The sequence below is a fragment of the Amycolatopsis sp. NPDC114484 genome, assembly GCF_055633755.1.
On the sequence record NZ_JBVKDQ010000008.1, the window covers coordinates 161,635 to 188,431 of the forward strand.

A 26,797-nucleotide genomic window follows, 5' to 3' on the forward strand; every position below is an offset into this window, starting at 1 on the left:
AGTGACCTACGTGATCGCCGAGCCCTGCGTCGACGTGCTCGACAAGGCGTGTATCGACGAGTGCCCCGTGGACTGCATCTACGAGGGCGAGCGGATGTTGTACATCCACCCGGACGAGTGCGTCGACTGCGGCGCCTGCGAGCCGGTCTGCCCGGTCGAGGCCATCTACTACGAGGACGACGTGCCGGACAACTGGTCCGACTACACCAAGGCGAACGTCGACTTCTTCAACGAGCTGGGCTCGCCCGGCGGCGCCTCCAAGGTCGGCAAGACCGCGCACGACCCGGGGTTCATCAAGGCGCTGCCCCCGCAGGGCGAATGACCCGGCTGCCCGACTTCCCCTGGGATTCGCTCGCCGAGGTCAAGGCCCGCGCGCAGGCGCATCCCGGGGGCATCGTCGACCTGTCCGTCGGCACGCCCGTCGACCCGGTGCCGGACTCGATCCGCGCCGCGCTCGCGTCGGTGTCGGAGATCCCCGGCTACCCGACCACGCACGGCACGACTGAGCTGCGCGAAGCGGCCGTCACGGCGTTGCGGCGGCGGTACGGGATCACCGGTGTCGAACCGGAGGCCGTGCTGCCGACGATCGGCTCGAAAGAGGCCGTGGCCTGGCTGCCGCGGCTGCTCGGCTTCGGGCCGGGCGACGTGGTGGTCATCCCGGAGCTGGCGTACCCGACGTACGAGGTCGGCGCGCTGCTCGCGGGCGCCGAGGTGGTGCGCGCGGACGGGCTGACCCAGCTCGGCCCGCGCCGCCCGGCGATGATCTGGCTGAACTCGCCGTCGAACCCGACCGGCCGCGTGCTCGGCGTCGACCACCTGCGCAAGGTGGTCGAATGGGCGCGCGAACGCGGCACCGTCGTGGTCTCCGACGAGTGCTACCTCTCGCTCGGCTGGGAGGCGGAACCGCTGTCGGTGCTGCATCCGTCCGTCCACGGTGGACAGACGGACGGTCTGCTCGCGGTGCATTCGCTGTCCAAGTCGGCGAACCTGGCGAGCTACCGCGCCGGATTCGTGACCGGTGACCCCGCGTTGGTGAAAAACCTGCTGGAGGTGCGCAAGCACGCTGGCATGATCGTGCCGCGCCCGGTGCAGCAGGCGATGGTGGCCGCGCTCACCGACGACGAAGCCCTTGCCGCGCAACGCGAACGCTACCGTGCCCGCCGGGTTGTGCTGCGTAAAGCGTTGCAGGACAGCGGGTTTGAGATCACTTACTCTGAGGCTGGGCTGTATCTCTGGGCCACGCGCGGGGAATCCGCGCAGGCCACTGTGGAATGGCTTGCCGAGCGCGGGATCCTGGTCGCGCCGGGCACGTTCTACGGGCCCGCGGGCAAGGAACACGTGCGGGTCGCGCTGACGTCGACGGACGAGCGCATCGAGGCGGCTGCGGAGCGGCTGGCGCGGAGCTGACGCCTCAGGCGGCGGTCGTGGTGAAGTACCCGGCCGCCGCGATCGCCAGCGCGAGGAAGACCGCCGGGAACGCGATGTTGTGGAACACCTTCGCGCGGAGGTGGGCTCCGACCGCGCCGATGAAGAACAGTGTCAGCCCGATCGCCGCGGCCAGCCCTAGGCGTGGCCAGCCAAGCAGGCCGACGACCAGCCCGGCGACACCCGCGCCTTCCAGGATCGCCAGGCAGGGGATCCATCGCGCGCCGACGCCGACCTCGGCGGAGTTCTGCAGCACGAACTGCGCCCGGACGGCCTTGGCGGCGACCTCGAAGGCGTTGATCGCGACGCAGGCGAAGGTGGCGACGAGAAGTCCGGTTTCCATGGTTGCTCCTTTCCGGTCCCGCTTCCCTGACGGGGCGGGGCTCGGAAAGGTGACCGCGGGCTAGTAGTCGCGCCCGGTGAAGCCGCGGTAGACGAACCGCGTCAGTGCCTCCACCGCTTCCTCGTCCGACGGCGGGTCCCAGCCCGCCGGTGGCGGGCTCAGCAGCCACATCTGCGCGAAGTTGTCGACCAGTTGGTACATCATCGCGATGGTGAGCTGAGCGTTCGCCGGGAGCCGCAAACCGGCCGCGGTGACGTATTCGAGGTGGCCTTCGACGTCCTTGGCCTCGCTGGCGCCGAAGCTCGCGTAGGTGGCGGCGAAGTCCTCGTTCACCATCGCCGCCTGGCGCAGCGCGATCATCGTGGGCGCGTTGGCGCGGTAGAAATCCCAGTATTGCCGCACGTGCCAGCGGACCGCGGCCGGATCGCTGAAGTCGGACAGGTGGTCGTCGCCCGTGGCCTGCTGGTCGCTGGCCGCGGACAAGTCGGCCAGCAGGGCGACCAGCAGTTCTTCCTTGCTCGCGAAGTGGTTGTAGAACGACCCCGCGGCGCGGCCGGCTTCCTTGGTGATGTCGGTGATCTTCGTGTTCAGGTAGCCCTTGGCCGCGAACACGCGCTTGGCCGCTTCCTTCAGCGCCGTTTCCGTTTCGGCGGCTTTGTCCTTGCGGCTCGTCGCCGTCATCCGGCACCTCCCTTGACGGGAACGCTATCAGCGGGCACTCTGAATACAGATTCACTGAATAGTAATTCACCGAGAGGGGTGAGGGGTATGACGGTGCTGGTGGCGGGAGCGGGGCCGACCGGGCTCACGCTGGCGATCGAGCTGGCGCGGCGCGGGGTCGGCGTGCGGGTGGTGGACAAGGCGGAGCAGTACTTCGCCGGTTCGCGCGGCGACGGGCTGCAGCCGCGCACGATGGAGGTTTTCGAGGACCTGGGCGTGCTGGACGCGGTGCTCGCCGCGGGTGCGCCGCCGTATCCGATGCGGGTGTACCTCGACGGGGAGTTCACCATGGTGCGGCGGATGGCCGAGCCGGTCGAGCCGACGCCGACGGTGCCGTATCCGACCGCCTGGTTCCTCGGCCAGTCGCAGACCGAGGGGATCCTGCGGGACCGGTTGGCCGAGTTCGGCGTGCGGGTGGAGCTGAACACCGCGTTGACCGGCTTCACACAGGACGACGAGGGCGTCACCGTCGAGCTGTCGACCGGGGAGACAGTGCGGGCGGAGTACCTGGTCGGCGCGGACGGCGGGAAGAGCTTCGTCCGCAAAGCACTGGGGATCGCCTTCGAGGGGACCACCGACGAATCGATCCGGCTGCTGCTGGGCGATGTCTCGGCGGAGGGGCTCGACCACGACTCGGGCTACTGGTTCGCGACGGCGGACGAGCCGATGTCCGGCGTCGCGTTCACGCCGCTCGCGGGGACGCCGTACTTCCAGTTCTCCTCCCCACTCGGCGACGGCGACGCGGAGACCTCGCTGACCGCGTTGCAGGCGCACCTGGACCGGGTGTCCGGCGGCGGGATCCGGCTGCTCGACCTGGCGTGGTCCACGGTGTGGCGGCCGAATATCCGGCTGGCTGCGGCCTTCCGGAAGGGACGGGTGTTCCTTGCGGGGGACGCCGCGCACGTGCACCCGCCGACGGGCGGGCAGGGGCTGAACACCGGCGTGCAGGACGCGTACAACCTCGCCTGGAAGCTCGCCGACGGATCGCCCGCGCTGCTGGACAGCTACGAGACGGAACGACGCGCGGTCGCGGCGCGGGTGCTGGGGGTGAGCAGTGCGTTGCTGGAGAAGTACAAGGAGGGTGCGGACGACGCGCACGAACGCGGTCCGGAGACGCAGCAGCTTGATCTGACTTACCGGGGCGGACCGCTGTCACCGGTGGGTACGGGTGCGTTGCGGCCGGGCGATCGGGCACCGGACGCGCCGCTTGTCGACGGGAATGGCAAGGGCGTGCGGCTGTTCGAGTTGTTCCGGGGTCCACATGCGACAGAACTGGTGTTCGGCGACGGACCGCTCGGGACGGAACATCCGGCGTATCGGATTCTGCCGCAGGGGGCGACGGGGGAATTCGTCGATGTGGGCGGACACGCGTATGCGGCGTACGAGGGCGTGCCGGGGAAGCGGGTGCTGGTGCGGCCGGACGGGTATGTGTGGTCGGTTAACTGACCGCGTGCTCGGCCTTTTCGATGCGGTGCCACACCTCGAGCCACGCGGCACGGGCCCGGGCGCGTTTCGCCAGCTCGTGCTCGACAATCCGGCCGGCGACGAAGCCGATCTCGGCGTCCGCGCCGGCCAGTGCGCCGCGCACCTTCTCCGCGGCGTAGACCGCGTCCTGGTGATCGCCTAGGACGGTCTGGAATTTGCGGGTCGCCTTGATCAGTTCGGACAGCTTCCCGGCTTGTTTCTTCTTCGCCGCGGATCGGGCCAATTCGGCGGTGTAGCGGAGTTTCTTGCCGTGGATGCGCAGCGCGTGCAGGTCGGCGTCCGGCGGATTCGGCGGAAGGGCGGCGACCGCGCGGGCGAGCTTTCGGTACGGCTTCCGCACGTCGGCGGCCAACCCGGGCTTCTCGGACGGAGTCTCGTCGATCTCGTGGTCCGCGGTGCGGGACAGCTGGGCGATGCCCTGCAGCAGGGTCGCGTACCGCGGGCTCGACAGCGCCCGGTTCAGCCGGCGGCGGGCGGTGGTGCGCTCGGCGACGAAGCGGGACACCAGCCGTCGCCCGGCGGCCTGGTCGCGGACGTCGAACTCGGCGATCACCTCGCGCAGGTGGCCGATCAGCACGTCGTAGTCGCGGACCTCGCCCAGCACCTGGCCCAGCCATCCGAGGTCGGCGCGCACCGGTTCCGCGGTCGCCCCGACCAGTGCGCTGGAGGATTTCAGCACGCTCCGCATCCGCCGTTGCGCCACGCGCATCTGGTGCAGTTCTTCCGGATCGGCACCGGCTCGGGTGCCTGGTTCGCGGGAGAGCAGTTCGCGCAGTTCGTGATCGAGTTTGGCGCGCACGTGCGCGGCCGCCGGGGCCGCGGGGCCCGCTTTCGCCGGTTCGGCGGGGAGCCCGAGTGCGGCCGGCGTCGTCGGTTCCGGAGTACGGCGGCGGCTGGTCGCTTCGGAAGTCACCTGGTTAATGGTAGGTGAACAACGATCGGATCGGAGACCGCCGAAACAGCGAGAGGGTGCGCTCCCGTCGCCGGGAAGCGCACCCTCTCGAAAAGCTGGATCAGTTGGCGTGCAGTGCTTCGTTCAGCTTGATGCCGACGCCGCCGCGCGGCACGACCTCGACCGCGCCGGTCGCGGAGTTGCGCCGGAAGACCGCGCCGGAGATGCCGGACAGCTCGCGTGCCTTGACAGTCTTGCCGTCGACCTCGACCTTGGTGCCCGCGGTGATGTACAGCCCGGCCTCGATCACCGAGTCGTCGCCGAGGGAGATGCCCGCGCCGCCGTTCGCGCCGATCAGGCAGCGTTCGCCGATCGAGATCACTTCGGTGCCGCCGCCGGACAGCGTGCCCATGATCGACGCGCCGCCGCCGACGTCGCTGCCGTCGCCGACCACCACGCCCGCCGAGATGCGGCCTTCGACCATCGACGCGCCGAGCGTGCCCGCGTTGTAGTTCACGAAGCCCTCGTGCATCACGGTGGTGCCGGACGCGAGGTGCGCGCCGAGGCGCACGCGGTCCGCGTCGGCGATGCGGACCCCGGTCGGCAGCACGTAGTCGACCATCCGCGGGAACTTGTCCACGCCGTACACGGCGACCGCGCCGCGCGAACGCAGCCGCAGCCGGGTCTGCTCGAAGCCCTCGACCGGGCACGGGCCGTGGCTCGTCCACACGACGTTGGCCAGCAGGCCGAAGATGCCGTCGAGGCTCTGCCCGCGCGGCTGGACCAGCCGGTGCGACAGCAGGTGCAGGCGCAGGTAGACGTCGTGGGCGTCGGCCGGCGCGGTGGCCAGGCTGCCGATCGTGACGCGCACCGCGACGACCTCGACACCTCGGTCGGTGTCCGGGCCGAGCAGCGCGGCCGCGGACTCGCCGAGCAGCTCGGCGGTCTGCTCCGCGGTCAGCCGCTCGGTGCCGCTGGTGCCTGCGTCGACCAGCTTCGGATGCGGGTACCAGGTGTCCAGCACGGTCCCGTCGGACGTGACGGTGGCCAGCCCGACGCCGACGGCGCCGGTCGTTTCGGGGTCAGGGGTCTGCTCGCTCACGCTGGTCACGGTAGCCGAAGCGAGCCGGATCAACCTGTGGTGGCCAGCTGGTTCACCTTTTGCTTGACCTCGGTCAGCGCGGCCGAGATGGAGACGAGCGCCTGCGTGCACGCCCCGCCCGGGGTCGCCGCGGTGGTGCAGCCCGCCTGGCGGAACTCGCCGACCGCCTGGTCGATCGCGGTCGCGTCGCGGTCGAGCGGCTGGTTGACGGTCTTGCCCGCTTTCGCCAGCTTGTGCACCGAACCCGCGGTGTTGCCGACCTCGGTGACGTATTTCTCACAGCCCTTGGGCAGCTGGGTCTGCGGGCCGGTGAAGCAGGAGTCGGCCGACAGCGCTTCGAGCTTGGTCGGCAGGGCGTCGGGACCCGGATCGCCGGCTCCCGGGCGGGCCTTGGGCCCGGCCTCGGTACTGCAGCCGGTGAGGACGAGGGCTAGGACGCCGAGAGCGACCAGGGAGCTTCGCGTGCGCACGTCCTCACGGTAGCCCCCGCGCTGGCTGGGTACGGTGCCGGTATGACCTCCCTTGACCTGCGCGCCGATCCGGCCGAGCTCACCGCCGCCCTTGTGGATGTGTTCAGCGTCTCCGGGGAGGAGGGGAAGCTCGCGGACTTGGTGCAGGCCGCGCTGGCGGAGCAGGCTCCGCATTTGGAGGTCGTGCGCAATGGGGACGCTGTTTTGGCGCGGACTAATCTGGGGCGTCCTTCTCGGGTGATTCTCGCGGGGCATCTGGATACGGTTCCGGAGAATGCCAATTTGCCTTCTCGGCTTACTGGGGCTGGGGATGATGCCGTGTTGCACGGGCTGGGGTCCGTGGACATGAAGGGTGGGGACGCGGTTTTTCTTCACTTGGCCGCGACCTTGCCGGAGCCTCGGCATGATGTGACGTTTGTGTTTTATGACAATGAAGAGGTTGAGGCGGTTAAGAACGGGCTTGGGCGGATTGAGCGGGAGTTGCCGGAGTGGCTGGCCGGGGATCTCGCGATTGTGGGGGAGCCGTCCAACGGGGTGATTGAGGCTGGGTGTCAGGGGACGTTGCGGGTTGAGGTTCGGACGTCTGGGGTGCGGGCGCATACGGCTCGGGCTTGGATGGGTTCGAATGCGATTCACGCGTTGGCCGAGCCGTTGCGGCGGTTGGCTTCTTATTCTCCCCGGGTGGTGGAGATTGACGGGCTGACTTATCGGGAGGGGTTGCAGGCCACTGCTATTTCCGGCGGGGTGGCTGGGAATGTGGTGCCGGATGGGGCGGTGCTGACGGTTAATCATCGGTTTGCGCCGGATCGGGGGGCGGAGGAGGCGGAGGCTCATGTGCGTGGGGTGTTCGAGGGGTTCGAGGTGACGTTGGTGGATATGTCGCCGGGGGCGTTGCCTGGGTTGGGGGCGCCTGCCGCGGCGGAGTTGGTGGCTGCGGCTGGGGGGTCCGCGGCGGCTAAATTGGGGTGGACGGATGTGGCTCGGTTCGCCGCGTTGGGGATGCCTGCGGTGAATTTCGGGCCGGGGGATCCTACTTTGGCGCATACGCGGCAGGAGAATGTTCGGGTGGGGGAGATTCGGGGGGTGGCGGAGGTTTTGAGGCGGTTCTTGAGCTGAGCGGTCTGGGGGCGGCTCGCCGCCTGGGGGCGACATTGCGCCTCGCTTGGTTGCGTGGGGCACCCCGAAGCTTGATTGTGCTGACGGTTCGGGGGTGCTTGTCAAGGCGGGAAAGATGCCTTGACAAGCACCCCCGAACCGCAGGGAGGCTTCGTATCGGGGTGCGGGGGAGGGGCTGGGTGCCTCGATGGTTGGGGGGCGTGGGTGCCGGTTTTAGGGCTGTGAGGGGAACCCTGAGGGAATCTGATTCCTTCAGGGTTCCCCTCACGGAAGGTTGGTTGGGGGAGTGTTCCGGCGGCCCGTTTTTGTGAGCTGAGGCCGGGGCGGCGCTTGGCGCAGCACCCCGGCCCACAGCGGTTTAGCGGCCTTGCAGCGACTTCACGTTGTCGCCGAAGGTCCAGCCCCTTGAGCCGTCCCAGTTGATTGACCAGTCCATCAGGCCCTTGAGACCGGGGACGCTTTGGTAGGCCTGGGAGACCAGGCCGGGGTCCATGTAGCCGCCGCCTGCGCCGGGTTGGGCGGGGAGACCGGGGACCTGCTTTTCCAGCGGGACGCGGATGGTGGTGCCTTGCACGGTGAGGCCCTTGTCCAGGCACTGCGTCTGCACGGTGAAGCCTTGCACGGTCCCGGCTTCGTAGCTGTCGCCGGAGCAGCCGTACATGGAACCGTTGTAGTACTGCATGTTCAGCCACCACAGCTGGCCGTTGTCGGCGTACTTCTTGATGATCGGCAGGTATGCGCCCCAGATTGAGCCGTAGGTGACCGAACCGCCGGTGACGTAGGCGGTTTCCGGGGCCATGGTCAGGCCGAAGCCGGACGGCATTTGGGACAGCACCCCGTCGATGATGCGTTCCAGGTTTTCCTGCGAAGGGGACAGCGAGTTGATGTCGCCGCTGCTCGACAGGCCGGTTTCGATGTCGATGTCTATTCCGTCGAAGTTGTACTTCTTCAGGATCGGCACGATGGTGCTGACGAACTTGTCGGCGACCGAGCTGGACGACAGGTCGATGCCCGCCGCCGCGCCGCCGATGGACATCAGGATGGTGGCTCCGGCGTCTTTGGCCGCGCACATCTCAGCGGGAGTGGAGACCTTGACCGTGGCGTCCATGCCGTCTTCCCATTGCACGGTGCCGTCGGAAAGAATCACCGGGAACGCGGCGTTGATGACGTTGTACCCGTGTGCGGCCATGCTGGGGTCGTTGATCGGCACCCAGCCCATGCCGGGGTGGACGCCGTTCGAGGCGCCGTCCCAGTTTTCCCAGTAGCCTTGCAGCACCGAACCGGACGGTCTCGGTTTTACCGCGCAGGTGTCCGATCGCGGTGCGGCGGCCGCTGAGGCGGGGGCGACTCCCGCGAGCGGCAGTGCGAGCAGGGCCGCCACGGCGGTCCCAAACCAGCGCGATTTCCGTTCGAACATCACGGCTCCCGTCCCCGATAACGGTGTTGCCGCAACGGTAAGCGGCGGGCGGAGGGGATGCCTACCCCCGATCGTATGGTCTAGACAAATTCACGTCAGGTGGTCTGGACAAGCCTGAACGCGGACCAGCCGGGCACGAAGCGCCGTGCCCGGCTGGTCCTGGGGGAACTAGGGAGCGATTACTGCGTTAGCAGGGCCCGTTGTCGGTCCAGACGGCCCAGGAACCGGGCGCACCCGGCTCAGCGCCGACGGAGTACCACGTCGAGGTCCACTTGTGGTTCTTGTACGAAACCACGTCGCCGGGGCTGTAGAAACCGTTCGAGTCCCACGCCGCCACGCCGCCGCAGCCGCCCGGGTTGCCGGAGCCCACGGTGAGCGTGAAGTCGGCGGTGTGGGTGGCGTTCGCGCCGGTGGCGGTGATCGTGACCTTGCTGCTGCCGTTCGGCGTGCTCGCCGTGGTGGCGATCGTCAGGGTCGCGGTGCCGCCGGACTGCACGGTGGCCGGGTTGAACGTCGCGGTCGCGCCCGAGGGCAGGCCGCTCGCGGTCAGCTTCACCGACTGCGCGTTGCCGTTGGTGATCTTGGTGGTCACCGTCGACGTGGCCGACTGTCCAGGCTGGACAGTCGCGGTCGAGGGCGAAAGGCTGACCGAGAAGTCGTTGCCCGCGGGCGGGTTGCCGGTGCAGGTGGCCTCACCGGAGACCGCGGCGACCGAAACCGCGTCCCACGCCGCCTTGGTGGCGTTGAACTCGGTGCAGCTGCCCGGGAACAGGTCGACCGCCGCCTGCAGGGTGGCCTTGCGGGCCGCCTTGTGGTTCCAGGACGAGGTCTTGTGCAGCAGGCCGTTGTAGAAGATCTTGCCGGCCTTCTGGATGCCGATGCCGGTGATGCTGCTGTTGTTGCAGGTCGGGCTGGCGGGCTGGCCGTCGGTCGGCGAGGTGCCCTCGGACAGCAGATAGAACCAGTGGTTCTGCGGGCCCGCCGCCGCGTGCACCTCGGTGCTCGGGATCGACGACGAGTAGCAGTTCGGGTCGCCCTCGCGGCTCGGGTCGTACATGTAGCGGATCGGGCCGTTGCCGACCAGGTTCACGCCCTCGCCGACGGTGAAGTCCGGGGTGTCGACCGGGTTGTTCGCGTAGAACTCGGTCAGCGCGCCGAACACGTCGCCGGTGGACTCGTTGAGCCCGCCGTTCTCGTTGCCCGAACCCGCGCCGCCCGGCGTGTTCTGGAAGATGCCGTGCCCGAACTCGTGGCCTGCCACGTCCATCGACGTCGCCTGGCGCTGGTTGTCCTGCGAGTGCCCGAAGTGGGTGGACGAGCCGTCCCAGTAGGCGTTGACGTCGTTCAGGCCGACCGACGCCGGGAAACCGTTGCCGTTGCCGTCGATTCCGCTGCGGCCCAGCCAGTCCTTGAGCATGTTCCACTCGGTCTGGACCGTGTAGAGCACGTCGACGCAGCCGGTTTCGAGGTCCGTGCCGGACCCGTTGCCCCAGCTGTTGGACGACTTGGTGAACACCGAGCCGCCCTCGCGGCCGCAGCTGATGCCGGGACGGGTCGAGTCGCGCATCGAGTACGAGCTGCCGGAGCCGCTCGTGTCGATGCTGACCTTGCCGGCGTAGTAGCTGTTTCCGGTGCCCGCGACCATCGGCGCGGCGTTCGAGCCGGTCTTCGCCGGGCTCTCGGCCTTCACGTCGTCGCGCTGGTCGAGGACCTTGCCAGTGGCGGCGTCGACGAAGACGTGCAGGTTGCTCGGGGCCTTCGCGGTGCGGCCCTTGACGACGACCTCGTAGGCCAGTTTCGGCTGTGCGCCGCCGAGAACGACCAGATCAGGCTTGCTCACCGTGCTCACGGTCGGCAGTTGACCGCGGGCGACCGAAGCCGCGCGCGCCGCGTCGACAGTGGGCGTGGTGCCCACGGCGATCGCCGCGCCTTCGGCGGCATCGGTGCCGCGCACGCGGCCCGTTCCGTCGGCGACGATCACCGCATCCCCGCCGACGACCCGGAGGCCGTCGTAGGTGCGCTCGTAGGAGTTGTAATACAGCCCGGCGTCGCCCAGGGTGGTGCTGACGCGGTGCAGGCTTTCGGACGAGCTCTTGCGGAGCCCGACCGCGCCTGCGGCGGCGGCCCGGTCGGCGGCCGCGATCGCGGCCGCCTGCGGGTCAGCGGTGGGGTGGGCGGGGGCCGCGGATGCCGGGATCACCGGCAGCGCGAGCAGGGAAAGGGCGAGACCGGCGACACTTGCGATGCCGGTGGCGAGCCCTCTTCTGGACGTCATCGACAGTCCTTTCGGGGTACACGATGGGGAAAAGCGCAACGCGTTGAGCTGGGCTGATCAGGCCGCGGACACCGTGAGTAAAAAAGCGCTCACGGGGGCGGTCAATGCGCTGAACGGACCAGCGGGACCCCTCGGGCGATCAGGACTATTCCTCTCAGGTGGCCCCGTAGCAGGGAAAACACCGATTCGGGACGGGCCGGGCGACTTTCGTCGGTAGTTGCCGACAACCGGCCGTTGGTAGGAGGACCGGAACCCGCTGGTGGTCCGCTTTCCGGCGTTCAGCCGCGGGCAACCGAGCCGTCACGCTCCGGTGCCTACGCGGGCGCCCGCGCGGGCGCCTCGGGCCGTAGGCTTGGCTGGTGAGTGAACAGTCTGAGTTTCCCGACGGCCAGTACCCCGAGCGTCCGGTGGAGCGGCACAAGGGCCCGGTGGTGCTCCGGCGCGATCGGCGTGATCAGGGCAGCACCACCGATCAGCGGCTGCTCGATTCGCGGGGGCCGAGCGACTGGGTGCACACCGACCCGTGGCGCGTGCTGCGCATCCAGGCCGAGTTCGTCGAGGGGTTCGGCGCGCTGGCCGAGGTTCCGCGCGCGGTGACCGTGTTCGGTTCGGCGCGCACCAAGCGCGACAACCCGGAGTACGAACTGGGCCGCAAGATCGGGGCCGCGCTCGCCGACGCCGGGTTCGCGGTGATGACCGGCGGCGGCCCGGGCGCGATGGAAGCGGTGAACCGCGGCGCGAACGAGGCGGGCGGGTTCTCCGTCGGGCTCGGCATCGAGCTGCCGTTCGAGCAGGGCCTGAACCCGTGGGTCGACCTCGGCGTGAACTTCCGCTATTTCTTCGCGCGCAAGACCATGTTCGTCAAGTACTCGCAGGCGTTCATCTGCCTTCCCGGCGGATTCGGCACGCTCGACGAACTGTTCGAGGCGCTCACCCTGGTCCAGACCAAGAAGGTGACGAAGTTCCCGGTGGTGCTGTTCGGCACCGAATACTGGGGCGGGCTGTACGACTGGATCGCGAAATCAGTGCTGGGCGGCGGGAAAATCGGGGAGAAGGACCTGAACCTGCTGCACCTGACCGACGACATCGACGACGCGGTGCGCGTCGTGCAGGACTCTTATCAGGCTTGGGAGGACACGCACTGATGCGGATCTGTGTGTTCTGCGGTTCGGCGCAGGGATTCTCGCCGGAGTACGCCGAAGCGGCGGCCGGTGTCGGAAAGCTGTTGGCGCAGCGGGGAATCGGCCTCGTCTACGGTGGCGCGAGCGTCGGCACCATGGGCGTGGTGGCGAACGCCGCGCTCGCGGCGGGCGGCGAAGTGATCGGCGTGATCCCGGAAGTGCTGTCGAGCGTGGAAATCGCGCACGGCGGCCTCACCGAATTGCACGTGGTCGCCGACATGCACCAGCGCAAAGCGAAAATGGCCGCGCTGTCGGACGCGTTCGTCGCGTTGCCCGGCGGCGTCGGCACCCTCGAGGAATTGTTCGAGGTGTGGACGTGGGCGCAGCTCGGCATTCACCGCAAGCCGATCGGATTGCTGGATGTGGCCGGGTATTACTCGCCGCTGGCGGCGTTCGCCGATCAGATGCTGGAGAAGGGTTTCCTGCGGCCGGAGACCCGGGAGCTGATCAGCATCGCCTCCGACGCCGAAAAGCTGGTCGACCTCATGAGCCGTTCGGCCGGATAGTTCACGACGCTTTTTCGTCCGGCCGTTTGTGATAGGTGTCGACGTATTCCTGTCCGGACAGCTCCAGAATGGCGTACATGATCTCGTCGGTCACCGACCGGCGGATCGCCGAGGACGAGTCCTGGCCCTCGTACCGCGAGAAGTCCAGCGGTTCGCCGAACCGGACCCGGATCTTGGCGGGCCGCGGGATTTTCGCGCCGTTCGGCTGGATGCCCTCGGTGCCGTACAACGCGACCGGAACCACCTTGGCCCCGGTGGACAGCGCGAGCGCGGCGACGCCGGTGTGCCCGCGGTGCAGTCGTCCGTCGAGCGAGCGGGTGCCCTCCGGGTAGATCGCGAACACGCCGCCGTCGGTGAGCACCTTGCGGCCCGCTTCGAGCGCGGCGAGCCCGGCCTGAGCGTTGCCGCGCTCGACCGGGATGTACCCGAGCGCGTCGAGCGATTTCGCGATGAACCGGCCCTTGATCCCCTTGCCGGTGAAGTACTCGGCCTTGCCGAGGAACCGGACCTGCCGCGGGGTGGTGAACGTGATCACACCGGTGTCCAGCGCTGCCCGGTGGTTGGAGGCGAGCAGGACGGGGCCGTCCTCGGGGATGTTCTCCACGCCCTCGACCCGGGGTCGGTAAAGCGCGCGGACCAGCGGTCCGAGCACGAAACGGACGAGCAGCGTCAGCAAGGGTTCTCCCTCCGGAGGATCAGGCACCGGCTCCAGCATGGCACGATCGCCTCCATGAGCTGGTTTCACCGTCGCACCTGGCAGGAGCCCGGGTGGAGCGCCGCGGACATCCTCGCCGCCAAACGCGGCCGGACGGTGTCGGTGGTGCTGCCGGCGCTGGACGAACAGGAGACGGTCGGCACCGTGGTCGCCTCGGTGCGCCCGCTGCTCGGCGGGGTCGTCGACGAGCTGGTGGTCGTCGACTCCGGTTCCACGGACGCGACCGTCGAGGTCGCCGCGGCCGCCGGTGCTCGCGTGGTGCGCCGCGAGGACGTCGTGCCGGAGCTGACGCCGCGCCCCGGCAAGGGTGAGGTGCTGTGGCGCTCGCTCGCCGCGACGACCGGCGACGTGGTGGTGTTCCTCGACTCCGACCTGGTCGACCCGGACCCGGCGTTCGTGCCGTCGTTGCTCGGCCCGCTGCTCACCGAGGACGGCGTGCACCTGGTCAAGGGCTTCTACCGCCGCCCGCTGCGGCTGGAGAGCACCGGCGGCGGACGCGTCACCGAGCTGCTGGCCCGGCCGGTGCTGTCCGCGCTGCGCCCGGCGCTGGGAGAACTGGTGCAGCCGCTGGGCGGCGAGTACGCGGGCACGCGCGAGTTCCTGGAATCGGTGCCGTTCGCCGGCGGGTACGGCGTGGAGATAGGCCTGCTGCTGGACGCCGAGGAGCGCTACGGCCTCGACGGGTTGGCGCAGGTCAACCTCGGGGTGCGCAAACACCGCAACCGGTCGCTGCTGCAGCTCGGCGTGATGTCCCGGCAGATCCTCGGCACCGCACTGGTCCGCTGCGGAATGCCGAGCGCGGAGGCGGCGCGGTTCACGCAGTTCGTGCAGGTGTCCGGGGAGTGGGTGCCGGACGTGACGGAGGTGCCGGTGGCGGACCGGCCTCCGATGCGGGACGTGCTGGCCGCCCGGCGGCCGTAGTGTCCACATAGGACATAGGTCGCGTTTTCCTTGGAGTGGCACCGGGCGATGGACGTCGCGGCGGCGACAAGTCCGATGAGGACTATCGAGGACCAGCGCGCAGGTGCCCGGCTCTCGAGGACGTGGGATCGGACCCGCGAACGACGCGTCTGTCGGCTTGCTCGCGCGGGCCAGCAGGCGCGCGTCTGCCTGGACGCGGCTGGTAACTGTACGTCACGCTGTGCACGGGCTGCCGATCGTCTTGTCCTCCTGACTTGTCGTGCTAGCGCGACGTTCCTGGGGACGATGTGCCACGATCGTCGCGTGACGACCGCGCTGATCTACCTCGTAGTCATGCTGCTGGTGGCCGCCGTGGTGTTCCTCCTGGCCGCTGTGGTGTTCGGCCGGGGCGAGGAACTGGCGCCGCTGCCGCCGGGCAGCTCGCCCACCCGACTTCCCGCCGAGGACATCACCGGCGAGGACGTCCGCCAGGTGCGCTTCCAGCTCGTGTTCCGCGGCTACAAGATGTCCGAAGTGGACTGGGTGCTGCGCAGGACCGGCGTGGAACTGGACGAACTGCGCGAACGGGTCGCCCGGCTCGAAGCCGCGCAGCAGCCGCGCGAAGCGGCGCACCGGAGGCCGACGGGTGAGTGATCTGGTGCTGTCGGTCGACGTCGCGGCACCGGCTGGCACGACCTGGCTCGCGCTCACCGACTGGGCCCGGCAAGGCGAATGGATGCTCGGCACGCAGGTGCGCGTCGTCGAGGGCAATGGCCGCAGTGTCGGCTCGAAGCTCGCGGCCTTCACCGGCTTCGGCGGCATCGGTTTCACCGACACCATGGAGATAACGACCTGGGAACCGCCGCTGCGTTGCACGGTGCGCCATCTGGGCAGCCTCGTGCAGGGGACCGGGGTCTTCCAAGTGCTGGCCAAGGGGCCAGGGCACTGCACGTTCGTCTGGGCCGAACACCTCAAACTGCCGTTCGGCCTGCTCGGCCGCGCAGGCTGGCCCCTGGCGCGCCCGGCGTTCGCACTGGGGGTGCGGCATTCGCTGCGGCAGTTCGCGAGGTTCGCGGAAAACTATTCGATGGGGGAACAATGACGGACCTGCTGGGCGAGGACGGAATCGCCCGCTGCAGCTGGGGCAACTCAGCTCCCGACTACGCGACGTACCACGACGAGGAGTGGGGCGTCCCACTCCACGGCGAGGCTGAGCTGTACGAACGCTTGTGCCTAGAGTCGTTCCAGTCCGGACTGTCCTGGATCACCATCCTGCGCAAACGCGAGAACTTCCGAAAAGCCTTCCGTGGCTTCGCGCCCGAGAAGGTCGCGCGCTTCAGCGAGAAGGACGTCGAACGCTTAATGCAAGACGCCGGAATCGTCCGCAACCGCGCGAAAATCGAGGCGGCGGTGAAGAACGCGCGCGCCATGGCTGAGCTGGATATCCCGCTGGACAAGCTGCTGTGGTCCTTCGCCCCGGCAAAACACCGCCGCCCCCGCACCATGGCCGACGTACCCGCGATCACCGACGAGTCGAAGGCAATGGCGAAGGACCTGAAGAAACGCGGCTTCGCCTTCCTAGGCCCCACCACGTGTTACGCCCTCATGCAAGCCACCGGCATGGTCGACGACCACGTAAAAGGCTGCTTCCGCGCAGCCTGAAGTCCGTAATGGACACCCTTCGCGACCCACCCGCCAGCAGCGCACCCAACAAACCAGGCACCCAGACCCTGCCCTGCACCCCGATACGAAGCCTTCCTGCGGTCTGGGGTGGCTTGTCAAGGCATCTTTCCCGCCTTGACAAGCCACCCCAGACCGTCAGCACAGTCAGGCTTCGGGGTGCCCCACCACAACCTTCTCTTCCGCGGCGCAGCCGCTCTTCCCGCTACTTCCCCTGAAACTCCGGCTTCCTCTTCCCCACAAACGCCTCCACCGCCTCGCTGTGATCCGCAGTACCCCCCAACTCCGTCTGCGCAGCATCCTCAGCGGCCAGCGCCTCCTCCAACGAAGACTCCGCCGCCACCCCCAACACGCTCTTGATCTTCGCGTAAGCCACCGTCGGCCCACCCGCCAACTTCGCAGCCACCTTCTGCGCCCGAGCGGCCAACTCCTCGTCCGGAACGACCTCCCCGACGAGCCCGATCCGCAACGCCTCCGCCGAGTCCACCGTCCTAGCCATCAGCATCAGCTCCGCTGCCCGGCCGTACCCGATCAACCGCTGCAACGTCCACGACGCCCCGGAGTCCGGTCCGAGCCCGACATTCGCGAACGCCATCAAGAACGAAGACGACTCCGCCGCGATCCGCAGGTCGCTCGCGTACGCGAAGGCCGCGCCAGCGCCGGCCGCGGTGCCGTTCACCGCCGCGATGACCGGCTTCGCCATCCCGGTGATCAGCTTGACGATCGGGTTGTAGTGGTCGCTCACCGTGTGCAGCGGGGCCGGGTCGTTCGCCTGCAGCAGGCCGACGTGCTCCTTGAGGTCCTGTCCGGCGCAGAACGCCTTGCCGGTGCCGGTGAGCACGACCGCGCGGACGTCCGGGTCCTCGGCGGCCGCGCGCAGCTCGGCGATCAGGCGCTCCTTGAGCTCGACGGTCAGCGAGTTGTACGCCTCCGGCCGGTTCAGGGTCAGGGTGCGCACGCCGTCGGCGTCGGCGGTCAACAGGACGTCGGATGTGGTCACGAAATGCTCCTCGGAAGCGGCGGTTCGGGTTCTCGGGACTGAGTCTCGCACCCTCGGCGGGCGGCATACCAGCACCGATGCGGCGGCAAATGATCGGTCCGCGTTCGCGCCCGGGCGCTGATGAGGGACAATGGGGGACGAGACCCGGCTGGCATGGGAGTGCGCGACCCGGGCGCGCCGGTTGAGACGGAGGGAGCACGCTATGGCGGCCATGAAGCCCCGGACCGGAGATGGTCCCCTCGAAGTGACCAAGGAGGGGCGGGGCCTCGTCATGCGGGTGCCACTGGAGGGTGGCGGCCGGCTGGTCGTCGAGCTCTCCGCGGAGGAAGCGAAGGACCTCGGCGCTGCGCTGCAGGAGGTCACTGGCTGACCTGCGCTCTCCCCGCTCTGTCCACTGTGCACCCCGGTCTCCTCTTGGAGGCCGGGGTCGGTTCGTCTGCGCCCTAAGGTTGCTCGCTGTGCGTAACTCGCTACCACCCGTTCCCACGAAGCTGCCCGAAATCGAGGTCGTCGCCGCGACGCGCCGCGGAGTCCCGCGAGCACTGCTGGTCGCGTCGGCCGAGGCGGAGGAAGGCGCAGCGTACGGGTCGAGCGGACGCACCGCCGAAGTGCGCGAAGTGCCCGAAGACGGCGATGGTCCGCGCTGGGTCGCCGGTATCGGCGAAGGCACGCCGAAGGACTTTCGACGGACCGGTGCCGCGTTGGCGCGCGCGATGCGCGAAGCGGCCGAGAACCGTCCGATCCGGACAGTCCAGGTCGTACTGCCCGAAGACTCGACAGCGGAGCACGCCGCCGAATTCGCGGTTGGACTGTCGCTTGGCGGCTACCGGTTCGTGGTCACCACGACAGAGCCGAAGCCTCCCGTGCCCGCCGTACGCCTCGTTGTCGCGTATGAGCGCGCCGTGCCCGCGTACACAGACGCAATCGCGCGCGTACGCATTCTCGCGGCGGCTGCTGCCTTTACGCGCGATCTCGCGAACACGCCGTCCAACGTGAAGAACCCGGCGTGGCTGGCGAACACCGCGGCGAAGGTGCTGGGCAGCACTGTCGACGTGACCGTGCGAGACGAGAAGTGGCTCGCCGACAAGGGGTTCGGCGGAGTGCTGGCGGTTGGTTCCGGTTCGGCTTCGCCGCCGCGCTTGATCGAAATGACGCACCGTCCGCGCGGAGCGACGAAGCACCTGCTGTTCGTGGGCAAGGGGATCACCTTCGACACCGGCGGCATTTCGCTGAAACCGGCCGACGGCATGCACCTGATGCGCACCGACATGGCGGGCGGCGCGGCCGTGATCGCCGCGATGCGCGCGATCGCGGAGCTGAAGCTGCCGGTGCGCGTCACCGCGTTGGTGCCCGCGGCGGAAAACCACGTCTCCGGCGGCTCGTACCGGCCGGGCGACATCGTGCGGCACTACGGCGGCCAGACCACCGAGGTCGGCAACACCGACGCCGAGGGCCGGATGGTGATGGCCGACGCGCTCGCGTACGGGATCGCCCAGTTCAAGCCGGACCTGATCGTCGACGCGGCCACGCTGACCGGCGCGATGAAGGTCTCGCTGGGCGTGCGCACCGGCGGCGTCTTCGCGACCGACGACGACCTCGCCGCGCGGGTGATCGAGGCCGGTGCCCGCGCTGGCGAGGCGTGGTGGCGGATGCCGCTGGTCGAGGACTACGCGACCGGCGTCGAGGGCGAGCTGGGAGACGTCCGGCAGGCTCCCGGAGGCCCCGGCGGGATCATGGCGGCGCTGTTCCTGCGCGAGTTCACGGCGGGGTTGCCGTGGGCGCACCTGGACATCGCGGGCCCGGCGCGCGCGGACAAGGCGTACGACGACGTGGTGCCCGGCGCGTCCGGGTTCGCGGCGCGGACGTTGGTGGAGTTCGCGGCTTCCTACGGCAGCTAGCCGGTTTCTGCCGCGGCGGTGTCGCCGCGGCAGCCCAGCTACTTCTTCCCCGCCGACTCTTCCTCGCGGCGGGTAAGCACGATCGGCTCCCCGTCCGTGATCGCCACCGTGTGCTCCGAATGCGCGGTACGCGAACCGTCCGCGGAACGGATGGTCCAGCCGTCCGGGTCGTAAACGATCTTGTCCGTCGTGCGCGCGAGCCATGGTTCCAGCGCGAGCGTCAGGCCCGGCCGGAGTTTCATGCCTCGGCCCGCCTTGCCGCGGTTGGACACGTGCGGGTCGCCGTGCATGGTGCGGCCGATGCCGTGCCCGCCGAACTCCGTGTTGACCGGGTAGCCGTAGCCGGTCGCGACCGCCTCGATCGCAGCCGAGATGTCGCCCAGCCGATTGCCCGCCCGCGACGCCTCGATCGCCGCTTCCAGCGCTTCCTCGGTGGCCCGGATGAGCCGCTGGTCCTCCTCGGCGGGCGTGCCGACGATGACCGTGCGCGCGGAGTCGGCCGCCCAGCCGTCGATGGTGACCGCGATGTCCGCGGTGAGCACGTCGCCGTCGCGCAGGGTGTAGTCGTGCGGCAGGCCGTGCAGGACGGCGTCGTTGACCGACAGGCAGATGACGTTGCGGAACGGGCCCTCGCCGAACGACGGCGCGTAGTCCCAGTAGCACGAGACGGCCCCGCGCCGCTTGATCATGCCGCGCACGTGGTGCTCCAGGTCCATCAGGTTCACGCCGACGTCGGCGAGCTTGCCGACCTCGGTCAGCACCTCGGCGATGAACCGCCCGGTCACGTGCATGCGGTCGATCTCCGCAGGCGTCTTCAGCTCGATCACGACTACCTCGCGTCCTCAAGTTCCGGTATTTCTATACCGGAAACGGTAGCACGGTACCGGGATACAAATACCACCCTGGCCGCTAGTCCGGCATGCCGAGCACGTGGTCCCGGAACGCTTGAACGGCGGGAGAAAGCGGCTCCCCGGCACGCCAGGCGAGCCCGATCGTCCGGTGGACCGGCGGGTGCAGCGGCACCTCCGCGACGCCGGCCGGGGAACCGGGTTCGAAGCGCGGCAGGAGCGCGACGCCCAGGCCTGCGCCGACGAGCCCGCGGACGGTGTCGGATTCCTGGCCCTCGAAGGCGACCTTCGGCGTGAAGCCGGCGGCGGCGCAGAGGTCGTCGGTGATCCTTCGCAGGCCGTAGCCGGGTTCGAGCAGTACGAACGGCTCGTCGGCCAGTTCCGCCACGCGCACGCTGCGTCGTCCGGCCAGTCGATGTCCGGCGGGAACCGAGAGGTGGATCGGCTGCCGGTCGAGGACGGCCGTCTCCAGTCGCTCGTCCTCGACGACCGGTGCGAGCAGGGCGAGATCGAGTTCGCCGGACACGAGCCGGTCGACCATGTCCTGCAGCGAACCCTGCACGAGACAGAACCGGGCGGTCGGGGCCTGTTCGCGATACGCGCGCAGCAAACCCGGCACCAGCGAACGGCCGAGCAGATGCAGGAATCCGAGCACGACCCGGCCGCTCGCCGGTTCGATCTCCTCGCGGGCGAGACGGACTCCGGCGTCGACCACGGGCAATGCGCGTTCGGCGGCGTCAGCTAGGAGTTCGGCGGCGCGGGTCAGCCGGACGCCTCGGCCCTCGGGCACGGTCAGCGGCGCGCCGAGGGCTTGTCCGAGCGCGGCCAGCCGCCTGCTGACTGTGGGCTGCGGCACTCCGAGGATCTCGGCCGTGCGGGTGACGTTTCCGGTGCTCCGCAGTGTGGCCAGCAGAGACAGGTGCGGGACGAGCTGCGCGGTAAGGTTCTCATTCGGCACGGTATGAATGATGGCAGATCAACGTATTAGACGTATTGATTAGCCAGGCTTACTTTCAAGCTCATGCTCTCCTCCGCCCGCCGGGTCAAGGTCGCGGTCGCCGCCGCGGGTTTCACGTCGTTTGCCCTGCTCTACGCTCCGCAAGCGGTCCTGCCGCAGCTCGCCGGGCAGTACCACCTCGATCCCGGCGGCGCGGCGCTCGCGGTGAGCGTGGCGACCGGTGTGCTGGCGATCTCCGTGCTGCCCATCGCCGCGTTGTCCGAAGTGGTCGGGCGACGGCCGGTGATCATCGCGTCCGTCGTGCTCTCGTCGGTGCTCGGGCTCTTGCTGCCGCTGGTGCCGGACTACTCGCTGCTGCTGGTGCTGCGCGCGGTGCAGGGCGTCGCGATCGCCGGATTCCCTGGCGTAGCCACGGCTTACCTCGTGGAACGGCTCGGGAAGACCGGCGTCGCGGCCGCGGTCGGGGCGATGATCGCGGGCAACACCATCGGCGGCATGACCGGACGGCTGGCCACCGGGTTCACTGCCGGTCCGTTCGGCTGGCGCGGCGCGTTGTACGTGGTGGCGGGGGTTTCGCTGGTCTGCGCGGTCGTGACGGTGGTGATGCTGCCGCCTTCGCCGGTCAAGACGGGGGAGCGGCAAGGTCTGCGCGACATCGGCGTCGGCCTGCTCATCGCGGTGCGGCGGCCGGTGTTGCTCGCGCAGTACGCCGTCGCGCTGCTGGCCATGGGGGCGTTCGTCGCGCTGTACAACGCCGCCGGGTTCCGGCTGACCGGCGAGCCGCTGAACCTGTCACCGGCGATCGCGTCGCTGGTGTTCGTGTCGTACGCGCTGGGCTCGGTTTCGTCGGCCACGGCCAACCGGCTGTCCGCGCGGCTCGGCCGCCGGCAGGCGCTGGTCGGGGTGCTGCTGCTGACCGCGGTCGGCGCGCTGCTGACGATCCCGGACTCGCTGCCGCTGATCGTCGTCGGCTTCCTCGTGCTGACGACGGCCTTCTTCGCCGCGCACTCGATCGCGAACAGCTGGGCCGCGGCCGAGGCCCCGGAGAACGCGCGCGGCCAGGTCGGCGGGCTGTACATGCTCATGTACTACCTGGGCAGCAGCATCGGCGGCGGGGTCGGCAGCGTCGTCTACGGGCGGGCCGGGTGGAGCTGGCTGATCGTGGCCGTCGTGGTGTGGCTGGGGCTGGCCGTGGCGGCGGTCTCGGTGGGCACGCGGGTGCGGAGTGCTGAGCGGGTGCTGGTGGGGTCGTGAGCGTCTAACCGTGATCGCTGCTCACGAGCACGCCGTGGCCACCAGCAGCCCGCCGCCGACCGGCAGCAGCGCCGGGATCAACCGGTCGTCCTCGCGGACCGCGCGCGCGACCTCGCGCAGCGCCATCGTCTCCGGGTCGCGCCGGGACGGGTCGGTGAGCCGCCCGCCAGCCAGGACCTGGTGGAACACGATCACCCCGCCGCGGCGCAGCAGCGCCACGCCCTGCTCGTAGTAGCCGGGGTACTCGATCCGCGCGGCGTCGACGAACACCAGGTCGTAGCCGCCCGGGGTGAGCCGCGGCAGCACGTCGAGCGCGCGGCCGACGATGAGCCGCATCCGGCCCGGGGGATAGCCCGCTTCGAGGAAGGTCTTGCGCGCCGCCCGCTGATACTCCGGCTCGACGTCGATCGAGGTCAGCACGCCGTCGGCGGCCATCCCGCGCAGCAGGTACAGCCCGCTCACGCCGGATCCGGTGCCGACCTCCACGACCGCCCTCGCAGCGACCGTCGCGGCGAGAAAACGCAGCGTCGTGCCTGCTCCAGGGGCCAGCGGGGCGCAACCGAGGTCGACCGCGCGCAGCCGTGCCGCGGTCAGCACGTCGTCGTCGGGCAGGTACCCGTCGACCTGCTCGGCGCCGACCGCCCCGGTCTCGGCCGCCGCCTCTGTCCCCGAACTCACGCGCGAAGGTTAGCGCTGGTTGTCGATAAATCAGCGAAGGCTCCCTGGTAAGCGCCTTCCGGCCCGGGGGAAAGCCCGCGAAAACCCTGGAAAGGCCCTCGCCGGCCAACTTCTCAGGCTGCTCTCAGATCGGTCTCATGAGTTCCATAAGGAAGCTCGGCAGACTGAGTCTCAACCACACGGGAACACCGTGTGCCCGGCCCGCGTTGGCAGAGGTGAAGAGGAGTTGACCCAGATGGAGGTGCCTGCTCCCCTGATGCAGAACGCCGAACTGCCGGAAGCCGCCCCGGTGACCGTGGACGCAGCCGAGACGGCTTGGACGCCGCCCTCGTGGGACGAGGTCGTGCGCGAACACGCCGACCGCGTGTACCGGCTCGCCTACCGCCTCACCGGCAACACGCACGACGCCGAGGACCTGACCCAGGAGACGTTCATCCGCGTCTTCCGGTCGCTCGCGTCGTACAAGCCCGGCACGTTCGAGGGCTGGCTGCACCGGATCACCACGAACCTGTTCCTCGACATGGCGCGCCGCCGCTCGCGCGTGCGCATGGAGGGACTGCCCGAGGACACCGACCGGATCGTCGGCGACGACCCGAGCCCGGAGCAGCACTACAGCGACACCCACCTGGACCCGGATCTGCAGGAGGCGCTCGACGAGCTGCCCCCGGAGTTCCGGGCCGCGGTCGTGCTGTGCGACGTGGAAGGACTGTCGTACGAGGAGATCGGCGCGACGCTGGGCGTCAAGCTCGGCACCGTGCGCAGCCGTATCCACCGCGGCCGCTCGGCGCTTCGCGCGTCGCTTGAGCGCCGTCGCGCGACCCGGGAGGAATCTGCGAAGGTGTCCGTATGACCGGCTGGCGTTTCGCCGAATCCCACCTCATGCCCGACGCGGTAGTCGCACTGGTCGACGGCGAGCTGACGCCCGTCGCCCACGACCGGGCGCTCGCGCATGTCGCGCGCTGCCCGGACTGCGCGGCCGAGGTGACCTCGCAGCGGCAGGCCGTCGCCGCGGTGAAGGACGCGGGTGCGCCGTCGATGTCGGCGGGCTTCCTGGCCAGCCTCCGGTCCATTCCGGAACACACTGATCTGCCTGGCGCGCCGGACAACCTCGCGGTCACCGCCGACGGTCAGCTGGTGGCTATCCAGCGGCCGGAGCGCGTGGCCGGGCTGCGGGACGCCGGGGTGCTCGGGGGTGCCGCGCCGTTGGGAACAACCGCGCCGCTCGGGCAGTCGGCGAACGTGCTCGGCGGCGGTCGGTTCGCATTCAGCCGGAAACGGGCGGCGCAAGGGGCCGGGGTCGTGGTGTCCGGGCTCGTGCTGAGCGCGCTCGCGCTCGTCGGGACCTCGGCGGATAGCGGGGAAGGGTCGACGGGGACCGGGCCGGTTCGGGTGCCCAACGCGAATTTGCTTCCTGCGCAGATGAATGTGCCTAAGGCCGGTGGGGCGGAGTCGGTGGCTCCGGAGCCCGAGGTTGAGCCTGGGGTGGTTCGGGCTGGGGCTGCTGTCGCGGCTCGGTAGGTTTTGAGTGGAGGGGCTCGTCGCCTGGCGGCGACATTGCGCCTCGCTTGGTTGCGTGGGGGCACCCCGAAGCTGATTGTGACTACGGCGCGGAGGTGCTTGTCAAGGCGGGAAAGATGCCTTGACAAGCACCTCCGCGCCGTGTTTTGGCTTCGTATCGGGGTGCAGGGCCGGGTCTGGGTACTGGGCTGGGTCTGGGTGCTGGGCTGGGTTGGGTGTGCTGGTTGCCTTGGGTGGTGGTCCTGGTGGGGCAGGCAACAGGCATTTCACTGCGGTCTGGGCACACTCTCCCTAGGCTTGGGTATCGTCGACTCCCAGCCTTACTGAACGCTCCCGGGGAATGATGACCGACCAGCCGAACGCTAATTCTGACCAGTCCGGTGCCGTCGGAACGGACCGGTTGGGTCCTCGGCCGCTTGAGCGGCCTGCGGTGGATCAGCAGCAGGCGGCTGTCTTCGGGCGTCCGCACGGGGTGGAGGGGGCGTTCGACAAGCTCTACACCCCGGTGTCCAACGGGAACGGGCAGCAGAAGCTCAGTCTCGCGCCGCCGACGCCCGAATCTCTCGCGGAGGCGTTCAGCCGGCCTGCGGGAGCTGAGGGTGTGCGGTTGCAGCGGCCGCTCGAGGCCTCCGGGGAGAATGGCGCGGCGGAAGATCCGTTGTGGACTGATGCCAGCGATCCTTGGCGGGATCCGGCGGCCGGGGCCGTGTTGGGTGGGCCCGCGGTGGCTCCGGAGGACGACGAGGGCGAGAAGCCGAAGCTGCCCAGCGGGGCGCAGTTGAGCTTGCCCGAGGTGTTGTTCGGGCGGCGGGTGCAGCCGAAGGCGTTGGCGCTGCTTGGCGTCGTCGCGTTGCTGATCGGCGCGGTCGGCGGGCTGGTCGGCTGGTGGGTCGGGGACACCGGGTCCTCGCTGACCGGCAGTGCCACGATTTCCGAGGCGGACGCGGCCAAGGAGCGGCCTCCGGGGTCGCTCGCGGACATCGCGCGGCGGGTGTCGCCCGCGGTGGTTTCGCTTGAGGTGGTCAAGCCCGGAGCGGACAGCGGCGAGCAGGGCTCGGGCGTGGTCATCGACCCGCAGGGATACATCCTCACCAACGAGCACGTGGTCGCGACCGCGGTCGGCGACGCGGCCACGAAGATCACCGCGGTGTTCAACGACGGGACCCGCACCGAGGCCAAGGTCGTTGGCTCGGATCAGAAAACCGACCTCGCCGTGGTGAAGGTCAACGTGACGAACCCGGTCGTGATGCAGGTCGGGAAATCGTCCGCGCTGCAGGTCGGGGACGCGGTGATCGCGGTCGGTTCGCCGCTGGCGCTGCAGAACTCGATCACCTCGGGCATCGTCAGCGCGCTCGACCGGCCGGTCACCGCGGGCGGCGACAACGGGGCGGCTCCGGTCACCTACTCGGCCATCCAGACCGACGCCGCGATCAACCACGGCAACTCGGGCGGTGCGCTGGTCGACTCGACCGGGGCGCTGGTCGGGATCAACTCGGCGATCCGCTCGTCCAGTTCGGACGGCGGCAGCATCGGCATCGGGTTCGCCATTCCCAGCGACTACGCCATCAAGATCGCCAAGGCGCTGATCAAGGACGGCAAGGTCAAGCACGCCGACATCGGGATCAACGCGGCCTCGACGGTCGCCGGTTCGTCGACGATGGGCGCGCAGGTGCGCAACGTCGCGCCGGGCGGTCCGGCCGCGGGCGCGGGGATCAAGGAAGGCGACGTGATCACCAAGATCGGCGACCACGTCGTGCGCGACTCCGCCGAGCTGACCGTCGCGGTGCGCAGCCACGACCCCGGCCAGGTGGTCCCGGTGCAGCTGGCCCGCGACGGCGCGCTGCTGGTGGTGGACGTCACGCTCGGGTCGGACTGACACCCGTTCTTAAGCTGCCGTGCGACGTTCGGGCCTGCCGGGACGCGAAACGGCCCGGGTAGTCTTGGGCGGGGCAGCACCGAGCGGAGGTTTCACGGGTGTTCGACAGTGTCGGCTGGGGCGAGATCCTCGTGCTCATCATCGCGGGGCTTTTCATCCTCGGACCCGAACGGCTGCCCGAAGCGGCGGCCTGGATGGCGAAGAGCGTCCGCAAGGCACGCGACTTCGCGACCGGCGCGCGCGAGCAGTTGCGCGAGGAGATGGGTCCGGAGTTCGACCAGCTGCGCAAACCCCTCGAAGACCTCCGAGGCCTGCGCAATCTCGACCCGAAACGGGTCGTCGCCCAGCACCTGTTCGACGGCGACTCGGATCCGCTGGGGTTGAACGGGTTCAAGAACGAGCTCAACGGGTCCAATGGGAATGGGTCCAATGGCGCTCCGACGATCAAGCCGCAGACCGCGGTGCCGCAGCCGGAGCCGTTGAAGCCGGGCGAGCGTCCGCCGGTGGATCCGGACGCCACCTGACCGCTCGGGTGCGGCG

At 69.4% G+C, this 26,797-nt stretch carries 29 protein-coding genes; 17 read left to right on the top strand and 12 right to left on the bottom strand.

Annotated features, from left to right (window positions below; translation table 11 throughout):
• Position 1 precedes the first annotated feature (1 nt).
• Together fdxA and dapC are read left to right on the top strand one after the other, a co-directional pair.
• On the top strand, positions 2-322 hold the full coding sequence (fdxA, locus tag ACZ7SW_RS21405; protein WP_009072848.1) for a ferredoxin: 321 nt from the start codon (positions 2-4) through the stop codon (positions 320-322).
• Positions 319-1,407 carry a succinyldiaminopimelate transaminase gene (gene dapC, locus ACZ7SW_RS21410; RefSeq protein WP_470232177.1) on the top strand — a complete coding sequence of 363 codons (1,089 nt, stop codon included), beginning with the start codon at positions 319-321 and terminating at the stop codon, positions 1,405-1,407. The genes fdxA and dapC overlap by 4 nt, the downstream gene beginning before the upstream one ends.
• 4 nt (positions 1,408-1,411) lie before the next feature.
• On the opposite strand, the gene ACZ7SW_RS21415 is transcribed toward dapC, so the two are convergent.
• Both ACZ7SW_RS21415 and ACZ7SW_RS21420 read right to left on the bottom strand, forming a co-directional pair.
• Positions 1,412-1,768, bottom strand: coding sequence for a DoxX family protein (locus tag ACZ7SW_RS21415; RefSeq protein WP_470232178.1), 357 nt, complete (start codon positions 1,766-1,768; stop codon positions 1,412-1,414).
• A gap of 60 nt (positions 1,769-1,828) precedes the next feature.
• On the bottom strand, positions 1,829-2,449 hold the full coding sequence (locus tag ACZ7SW_RS21420; RefSeq protein ID WP_470232179.1) for a TetR/AcrR family transcriptional regulator: 621 nt from the start codon (positions 2,447-2,449) through the stop codon (positions 1,829-1,831).
• Between the two features lie 87 nt (positions 2,450-2,536).
• Between ACZ7SW_RS21420 and ACZ7SW_RS21425 the strand changes: the two genes are divergently transcribed.
• Positions 2,537-3,934 carry an FAD-dependent monooxygenase gene (locus ACZ7SW_RS21425; RefSeq protein ID WP_470232180.1) on the top strand — a complete coding sequence of 466 codons (1,398 nt, stop codon included), beginning with the start codon at positions 2,537-2,539 and terminating at the stop codon, positions 3,932-3,934.
• Here ACZ7SW_RS21425 and ACZ7SW_RS21430 read toward each other — a convergent pair.
• The 3 genes from ACZ7SW_RS21430 to ACZ7SW_RS21440 all read right to left on the bottom strand — a co-directional run bounded on the left by ACZ7SW_RS21430 (position 3,927) and on the right by ACZ7SW_RS21440 (position 6,437).
• On the bottom strand, positions 3,927-4,886 hold the full coding sequence (locus ACZ7SW_RS21430) for a CHAD domain-containing protein (RefSeq protein WP_470232181.1): 960 nt from the start codon (positions 4,884-4,886) through the stop codon (positions 3,927-3,929). The genes ACZ7SW_RS21425 and ACZ7SW_RS21430 overlap by 8 nt on opposite strands.
• A gap of 100 nt (positions 4,887-4,986) precedes the next feature.
• Positions 4,987-5,967 carry a 2,3,4,5-tetrahydropyridine-2,6-dicarboxylate N-succinyltransferase gene (gene dapD / locus ACZ7SW_RS21435; protein ID WP_470232182.1) on the bottom strand — a complete coding sequence of 327 codons (981 nt, stop codon included), beginning with the start codon at positions 5,965-5,967 and terminating at the stop codon, positions 4,987-4,989.
• Between the two features lie 29 nt (positions 5,968-5,996).
• Positions 5,997-6,437, bottom strand: coding sequence for a hypothetical protein (locus ACZ7SW_RS21440; protein WP_470232183.1), 441 nt, complete (start codon positions 6,435-6,437; stop codon positions 5,997-5,999).
• A 42-nt stretch (positions 6,438-6,479) separates the two neighbouring features.
• On the opposite strand from ACZ7SW_RS21440, the gene dapE reads away from it, so the two are divergent.
• Positions 6,480-7,553, top strand: a complete 1,074-nt coding sequence (gene dapE / locus ACZ7SW_RS21445; protein ID WP_470232184.1) for a succinyl-diaminopimelate desuccinylase — start codon at positions 6,480-6,482, stop codon at positions 7,551-7,553.
• 358 nt (positions 7,554-7,911) lie between these two features.
• On the opposite strand, the gene ACZ7SW_RS21450 is transcribed toward dapE, so the two are convergent.
• A complete protein-coding gene (locus ACZ7SW_RS21450) occupies positions 7,912-8,970 on the bottom strand; it encodes a chitinase (RefSeq protein WP_470232185.1) in 1,059 nt (352 codons plus the stop codon).
• Between the two features lie 187 nt (positions 8,971-9,157).
• The gene (locus ACZ7SW_RS21455) at positions 9,158-11,245 is read right to left on the bottom strand and encodes a M4 family metallopeptidase (protein ID WP_470232186.1); all 2,088 of its coding nucleotides are present in this window, start codon (positions 11,243-11,245) and stop codon (positions 9,158-9,160) included.
• 359 nt (positions 11,246-11,604) lie between these two features.
• Here ACZ7SW_RS21455 and ACZ7SW_RS21460 point away from each other — a divergent pair, with 359 nt between their 5' ends.
• Both ACZ7SW_RS21460 and ACZ7SW_RS21465 read left to right on the top strand, forming a co-directional pair.
• Positions 11,605-12,390 (top strand): LOG family protein, encoded by a 786-nt coding sequence (locus tag ACZ7SW_RS21460; RefSeq protein ID WP_470232187.1) that lies wholly within the window; start codon positions 11,605-11,607, stop codon positions 12,388-12,390.
• Positions 12,390-12,932, top strand: a complete 543-nt coding sequence (locus ACZ7SW_RS21465; RefSeq protein ID WP_470232188.1) for an LOG family protein — start codon at positions 12,390-12,392, stop codon at positions 12,930-12,932. Before ACZ7SW_RS21460 ends, ACZ7SW_RS21465 begins: the two co-directional genes overlap by 1 nt.
• Position 12,933: 1 nt before the next feature.
• On the opposite strand, the gene ACZ7SW_RS21470 is transcribed toward ACZ7SW_RS21465, so the two are convergent.
• Positions 12,934-13,608, bottom strand: a complete 675-nt coding sequence (locus ACZ7SW_RS21470) for a lysophospholipid acyltransferase family protein (protein WP_470232319.1) — start codon at positions 13,606-13,608, stop codon at positions 12,934-12,936.
• A 54-nt stretch (positions 13,609-13,662) separates the two neighbouring features.
• Here ACZ7SW_RS21470 and ACZ7SW_RS21475 point away from each other — a divergent pair, with 54 nt between their 5' ends.
• The 4 genes from ACZ7SW_RS21475 to ACZ7SW_RS21490 all read left to right on the top strand — a co-directional run bounded on the left by ACZ7SW_RS21475 (position 13,663) and on the right by ACZ7SW_RS21490 (position 16,209).
• Positions 13,663-14,568 carry a glucosyl-3-phosphoglycerate synthase gene (locus ACZ7SW_RS21475; protein WP_470232189.1) on the top strand — a complete coding sequence of 302 codons (906 nt, stop codon included), beginning with the start codon at positions 13,663-13,665 and terminating at the stop codon, positions 14,566-14,568.
• Positions 14,569-14,871: 303 nt separating this feature from the next.
• A complete protein-coding gene (locus ACZ7SW_RS21480) occupies positions 14,872-15,201 on the top strand; it encodes a DivIVA domain-containing protein (protein ID WP_037815935.1) in 330 nt (109 codons plus the stop codon).
• Entirely contained in the window at positions 15,194-15,649 is a 456-nt protein-coding gene (locus ACZ7SW_RS21485) for an SRPBCC family protein (protein WP_470232190.1), read from the top strand. The genes ACZ7SW_RS21480 and ACZ7SW_RS21485 overlap by 8 nt, the downstream gene beginning before the upstream one ends.
• Positions 15,646-16,209 carry a DNA-3-methyladenine glycosylase I gene (locus tag ACZ7SW_RS21490; RefSeq protein ID WP_470232191.1) on the top strand — a complete coding sequence of 188 codons (564 nt, stop codon included), beginning with the start codon at positions 15,646-15,648 and terminating at the stop codon, positions 16,207-16,209. The genes ACZ7SW_RS21485 and ACZ7SW_RS21490 overlap by 4 nt, the downstream gene beginning before the upstream one ends.
• Before the next feature lie 223 nt (positions 16,210-16,432).
• Here the strand turns inward: ACZ7SW_RS21490 and ACZ7SW_RS21495 are convergent, their stop codons facing one another.
• A complete protein-coding gene (locus tag ACZ7SW_RS21495) occupies positions 16,433-17,227 on the bottom strand; it encodes an enoyl-CoA hydratase-related protein (protein WP_470232192.1) in 795 nt (264 codons plus the stop codon).
• 202 nt (positions 17,228-17,429) lie between these two features.
• Here ACZ7SW_RS21495 and ACZ7SW_RS21500 point away from each other — a divergent pair, with 202 nt between their 5' ends.
• Both ACZ7SW_RS21500 and ACZ7SW_RS21505 read left to right on the top strand, forming a co-directional pair.
• The gene (locus tag ACZ7SW_RS21500) at positions 17,430-17,597 is read left to right on the top strand and encodes a DUF3117 domain-containing protein (protein ID WP_005155393.1); all 168 of its coding nucleotides are present in this window, start codon (positions 17,430-17,432) and stop codon (positions 17,595-17,597) included.
• An 88-nt stretch (positions 17,598-17,685) separates the two neighbouring features.
• Positions 17,686-19,125 carry a leucyl aminopeptidase family protein gene (locus tag ACZ7SW_RS21505; protein ID WP_470232193.1) on the top strand — a complete coding sequence of 480 codons (1,440 nt, stop codon included), beginning with the start codon at positions 17,686-17,688 and terminating at the stop codon, positions 19,123-19,125.
• A gap of 38 nt (positions 19,126-19,163) precedes the next feature.
• Here ACZ7SW_RS21505 and map read toward each other — a convergent pair whose 3' ends face one another.
• Together map and ACZ7SW_RS21515 are read right to left on the bottom strand one after the other, a co-directional pair.
• Positions 19,164-19,952 carry a type I methionyl aminopeptidase gene (map, locus tag ACZ7SW_RS21510; RefSeq protein WP_470232194.1) on the bottom strand — a complete coding sequence of 263 codons (789 nt, stop codon included), beginning with the start codon at positions 19,950-19,952 and terminating at the stop codon, positions 19,164-19,166.
• Positions 19,953-20,034: 82 nt separating this feature from the next.
• Positions 20,035-20,931 (bottom strand): LysR family transcriptional regulator, encoded by an 897-nt coding sequence (locus ACZ7SW_RS21515; RefSeq protein WP_470232195.1) that lies wholly within the window; start codon positions 20,929-20,931, stop codon positions 20,035-20,037.
• A gap of 63 nt (positions 20,932-20,994) precedes the next feature.
• Here ACZ7SW_RS21515 and ACZ7SW_RS21520 point away from each other — a divergent pair, with 63 nt between their 5' ends.
• Positions 20,995-22,185 (top strand): MFS transporter, encoded by a 1,191-nt coding sequence (locus tag ACZ7SW_RS21520; protein ID WP_470232196.1) that lies wholly within the window; start codon positions 20,995-20,997, stop codon positions 22,183-22,185.
• A gap of 21 nt (positions 22,186-22,206) precedes the next feature.
• Here the strand turns inward: ACZ7SW_RS21520 and ACZ7SW_RS21525 are convergent, their stop codons facing one another.
• On the bottom strand, positions 22,207-22,863 hold the full coding sequence (locus ACZ7SW_RS21525; RefSeq protein WP_470232197.1) for an O-methyltransferase: 657 nt from the start codon (positions 22,861-22,863) through the stop codon (positions 22,207-22,209).
• Between the two features lie 235 nt (positions 22,864-23,098).
• Here ACZ7SW_RS21525 and sigE point away from each other — a divergent pair, with 235 nt between their 5' ends.
• From sigE to tatB, 4 genes are all read left to right on the top strand, one after another.
• Positions 23,099-23,713 (top strand): RNA polymerase sigma factor SigE, encoded by a 615-nt coding sequence (gene sigE, locus ACZ7SW_RS21530; protein ID WP_470232320.1) that lies wholly within the window; start codon positions 23,099-23,101, stop codon positions 23,711-23,713.
• A complete protein-coding gene (locus ACZ7SW_RS21535) occupies positions 23,710-24,381 on the top strand; it encodes an anti-sigma factor family protein (RefSeq protein WP_470232198.1) in 672 nt (223 codons plus the stop codon). The genes sigE and ACZ7SW_RS21535 overlap by 4 nt, the downstream gene beginning before the upstream one ends.
• 343 nt (positions 24,382-24,724) lie before the next feature.
• Positions 24,725-26,257, top strand: coding sequence for a S1C family serine protease (locus ACZ7SW_RS21540; protein WP_470232321.1), 1,533 nt, complete (start codon positions 24,725-24,727; stop codon positions 26,255-26,257).
• Positions 26,258-26,355: 98 nt separating this feature from the next.
• Positions 26,356-26,781, top strand: a complete 426-nt coding sequence (gene tatB, locus ACZ7SW_RS21545; protein WP_470232199.1) for a Sec-independent protein translocase protein TatB — start codon at positions 26,356-26,358, stop codon at positions 26,779-26,781.
• Positions 26,782-26,797 lie beyond the last annotated feature (16 nt).

Coding starts and splice junctions, on each gene's coding strand:
- ACZ7SW_RS21450 (WP_470232185.1), bottom strand. CDS start 8,970: ATGTTCGAACGGAAATCGCGCTGGTTTGGGACCGCCGTGGCGGCCCTG.
- ACZ7SW_RS21465 (WP_470232188.1), top strand. CDS start 12,390: ATGCGGATCTGTGTGTTCTGCGGTTCGGCGCAGGGATTCTCGCCGGAG.
- ACZ7SW_RS21475 (WP_470232189.1), top strand. CDS start 13,663: ATGAGCTGGTTTCACCGTCGCACCTGGCAGGAGCCCGGGTGGAGCGCC.
- ACZ7SW_RS21500 (WP_005155393.1), top strand. CDS start 17,430: ATGGCGGCCATGAAGCCCCGGACCGGAGATGGTCCCCTCGAAGTGACC.
- dapC (WP_470232177.1), top strand. CDS start 319: ATGACCCGGCTGCCCGACTTCCCCTGGGATTCGCTCGCCGAGGTCAAG.
- ACZ7SW_RS21520 (WP_470232196.1), top strand. CDS start 20,995: ATGCTCTCCTCCGCCCGCCGGGTCAAGGTCGCGGTCGCCGCCGCGGGT.
- dapE (WP_470232184.1), top strand. CDS start 6,480: ATGACCTCCCTTGACCTGCGCGCCGATCCGGCCGAGCTCACCGCCGCC.
- ACZ7SW_RS21425 (WP_470232180.1), top strand. CDS start 2,537: ATGACGGTGCTGGTGGCGGGAGCGGGGCCGACCGGGCTCACGCTGGCG.
- ACZ7SW_RS21540 (WP_470232321.1), top strand. CDS start 24,725: ATGACCGACCAGCCGAACGCTAATTCTGACCAGTCCGGTGCCGTCGGA.
- ACZ7SW_RS21455 (WP_470232186.1), bottom strand. CDS start 11,245: ATGACGTCCAGAAGAGGGCTCGCCACCGGCATCGCAAGTGTCGCCGGT.
- ACZ7SW_RS21490 (WP_470232191.1), top strand. CDS start 15,646: ATGACGGACCTGCTGGGCGAGGACGGAATCGCCCGCTGCAGCTGGGGC.
- ACZ7SW_RS21535 (WP_470232198.1), top strand. CDS start 23,710: ATGACCGGCTGGCGTTTCGCCGAATCCCACCTCATGCCCGACGCGGTA.
- ACZ7SW_RS21420 (WP_470232179.1), bottom strand. CDS start 2,449: ATGACGGCGACGAGCCGCAAGGACAAAGCCGCCGAAACGGAAACGGCG.
- ACZ7SW_RS21415 (WP_470232178.1), bottom strand. CDS start 1,768: ATGGAAACCGGACTTCTCGTCGCCACCTTCGCCTGCGTCGCGATCAAC.
- sigE (WP_470232320.1), top strand. CDS start 23,099: ATGGAGGTGCCTGCTCCCCTGATGCAGAACGCCGAACTGCCGGAAGCC.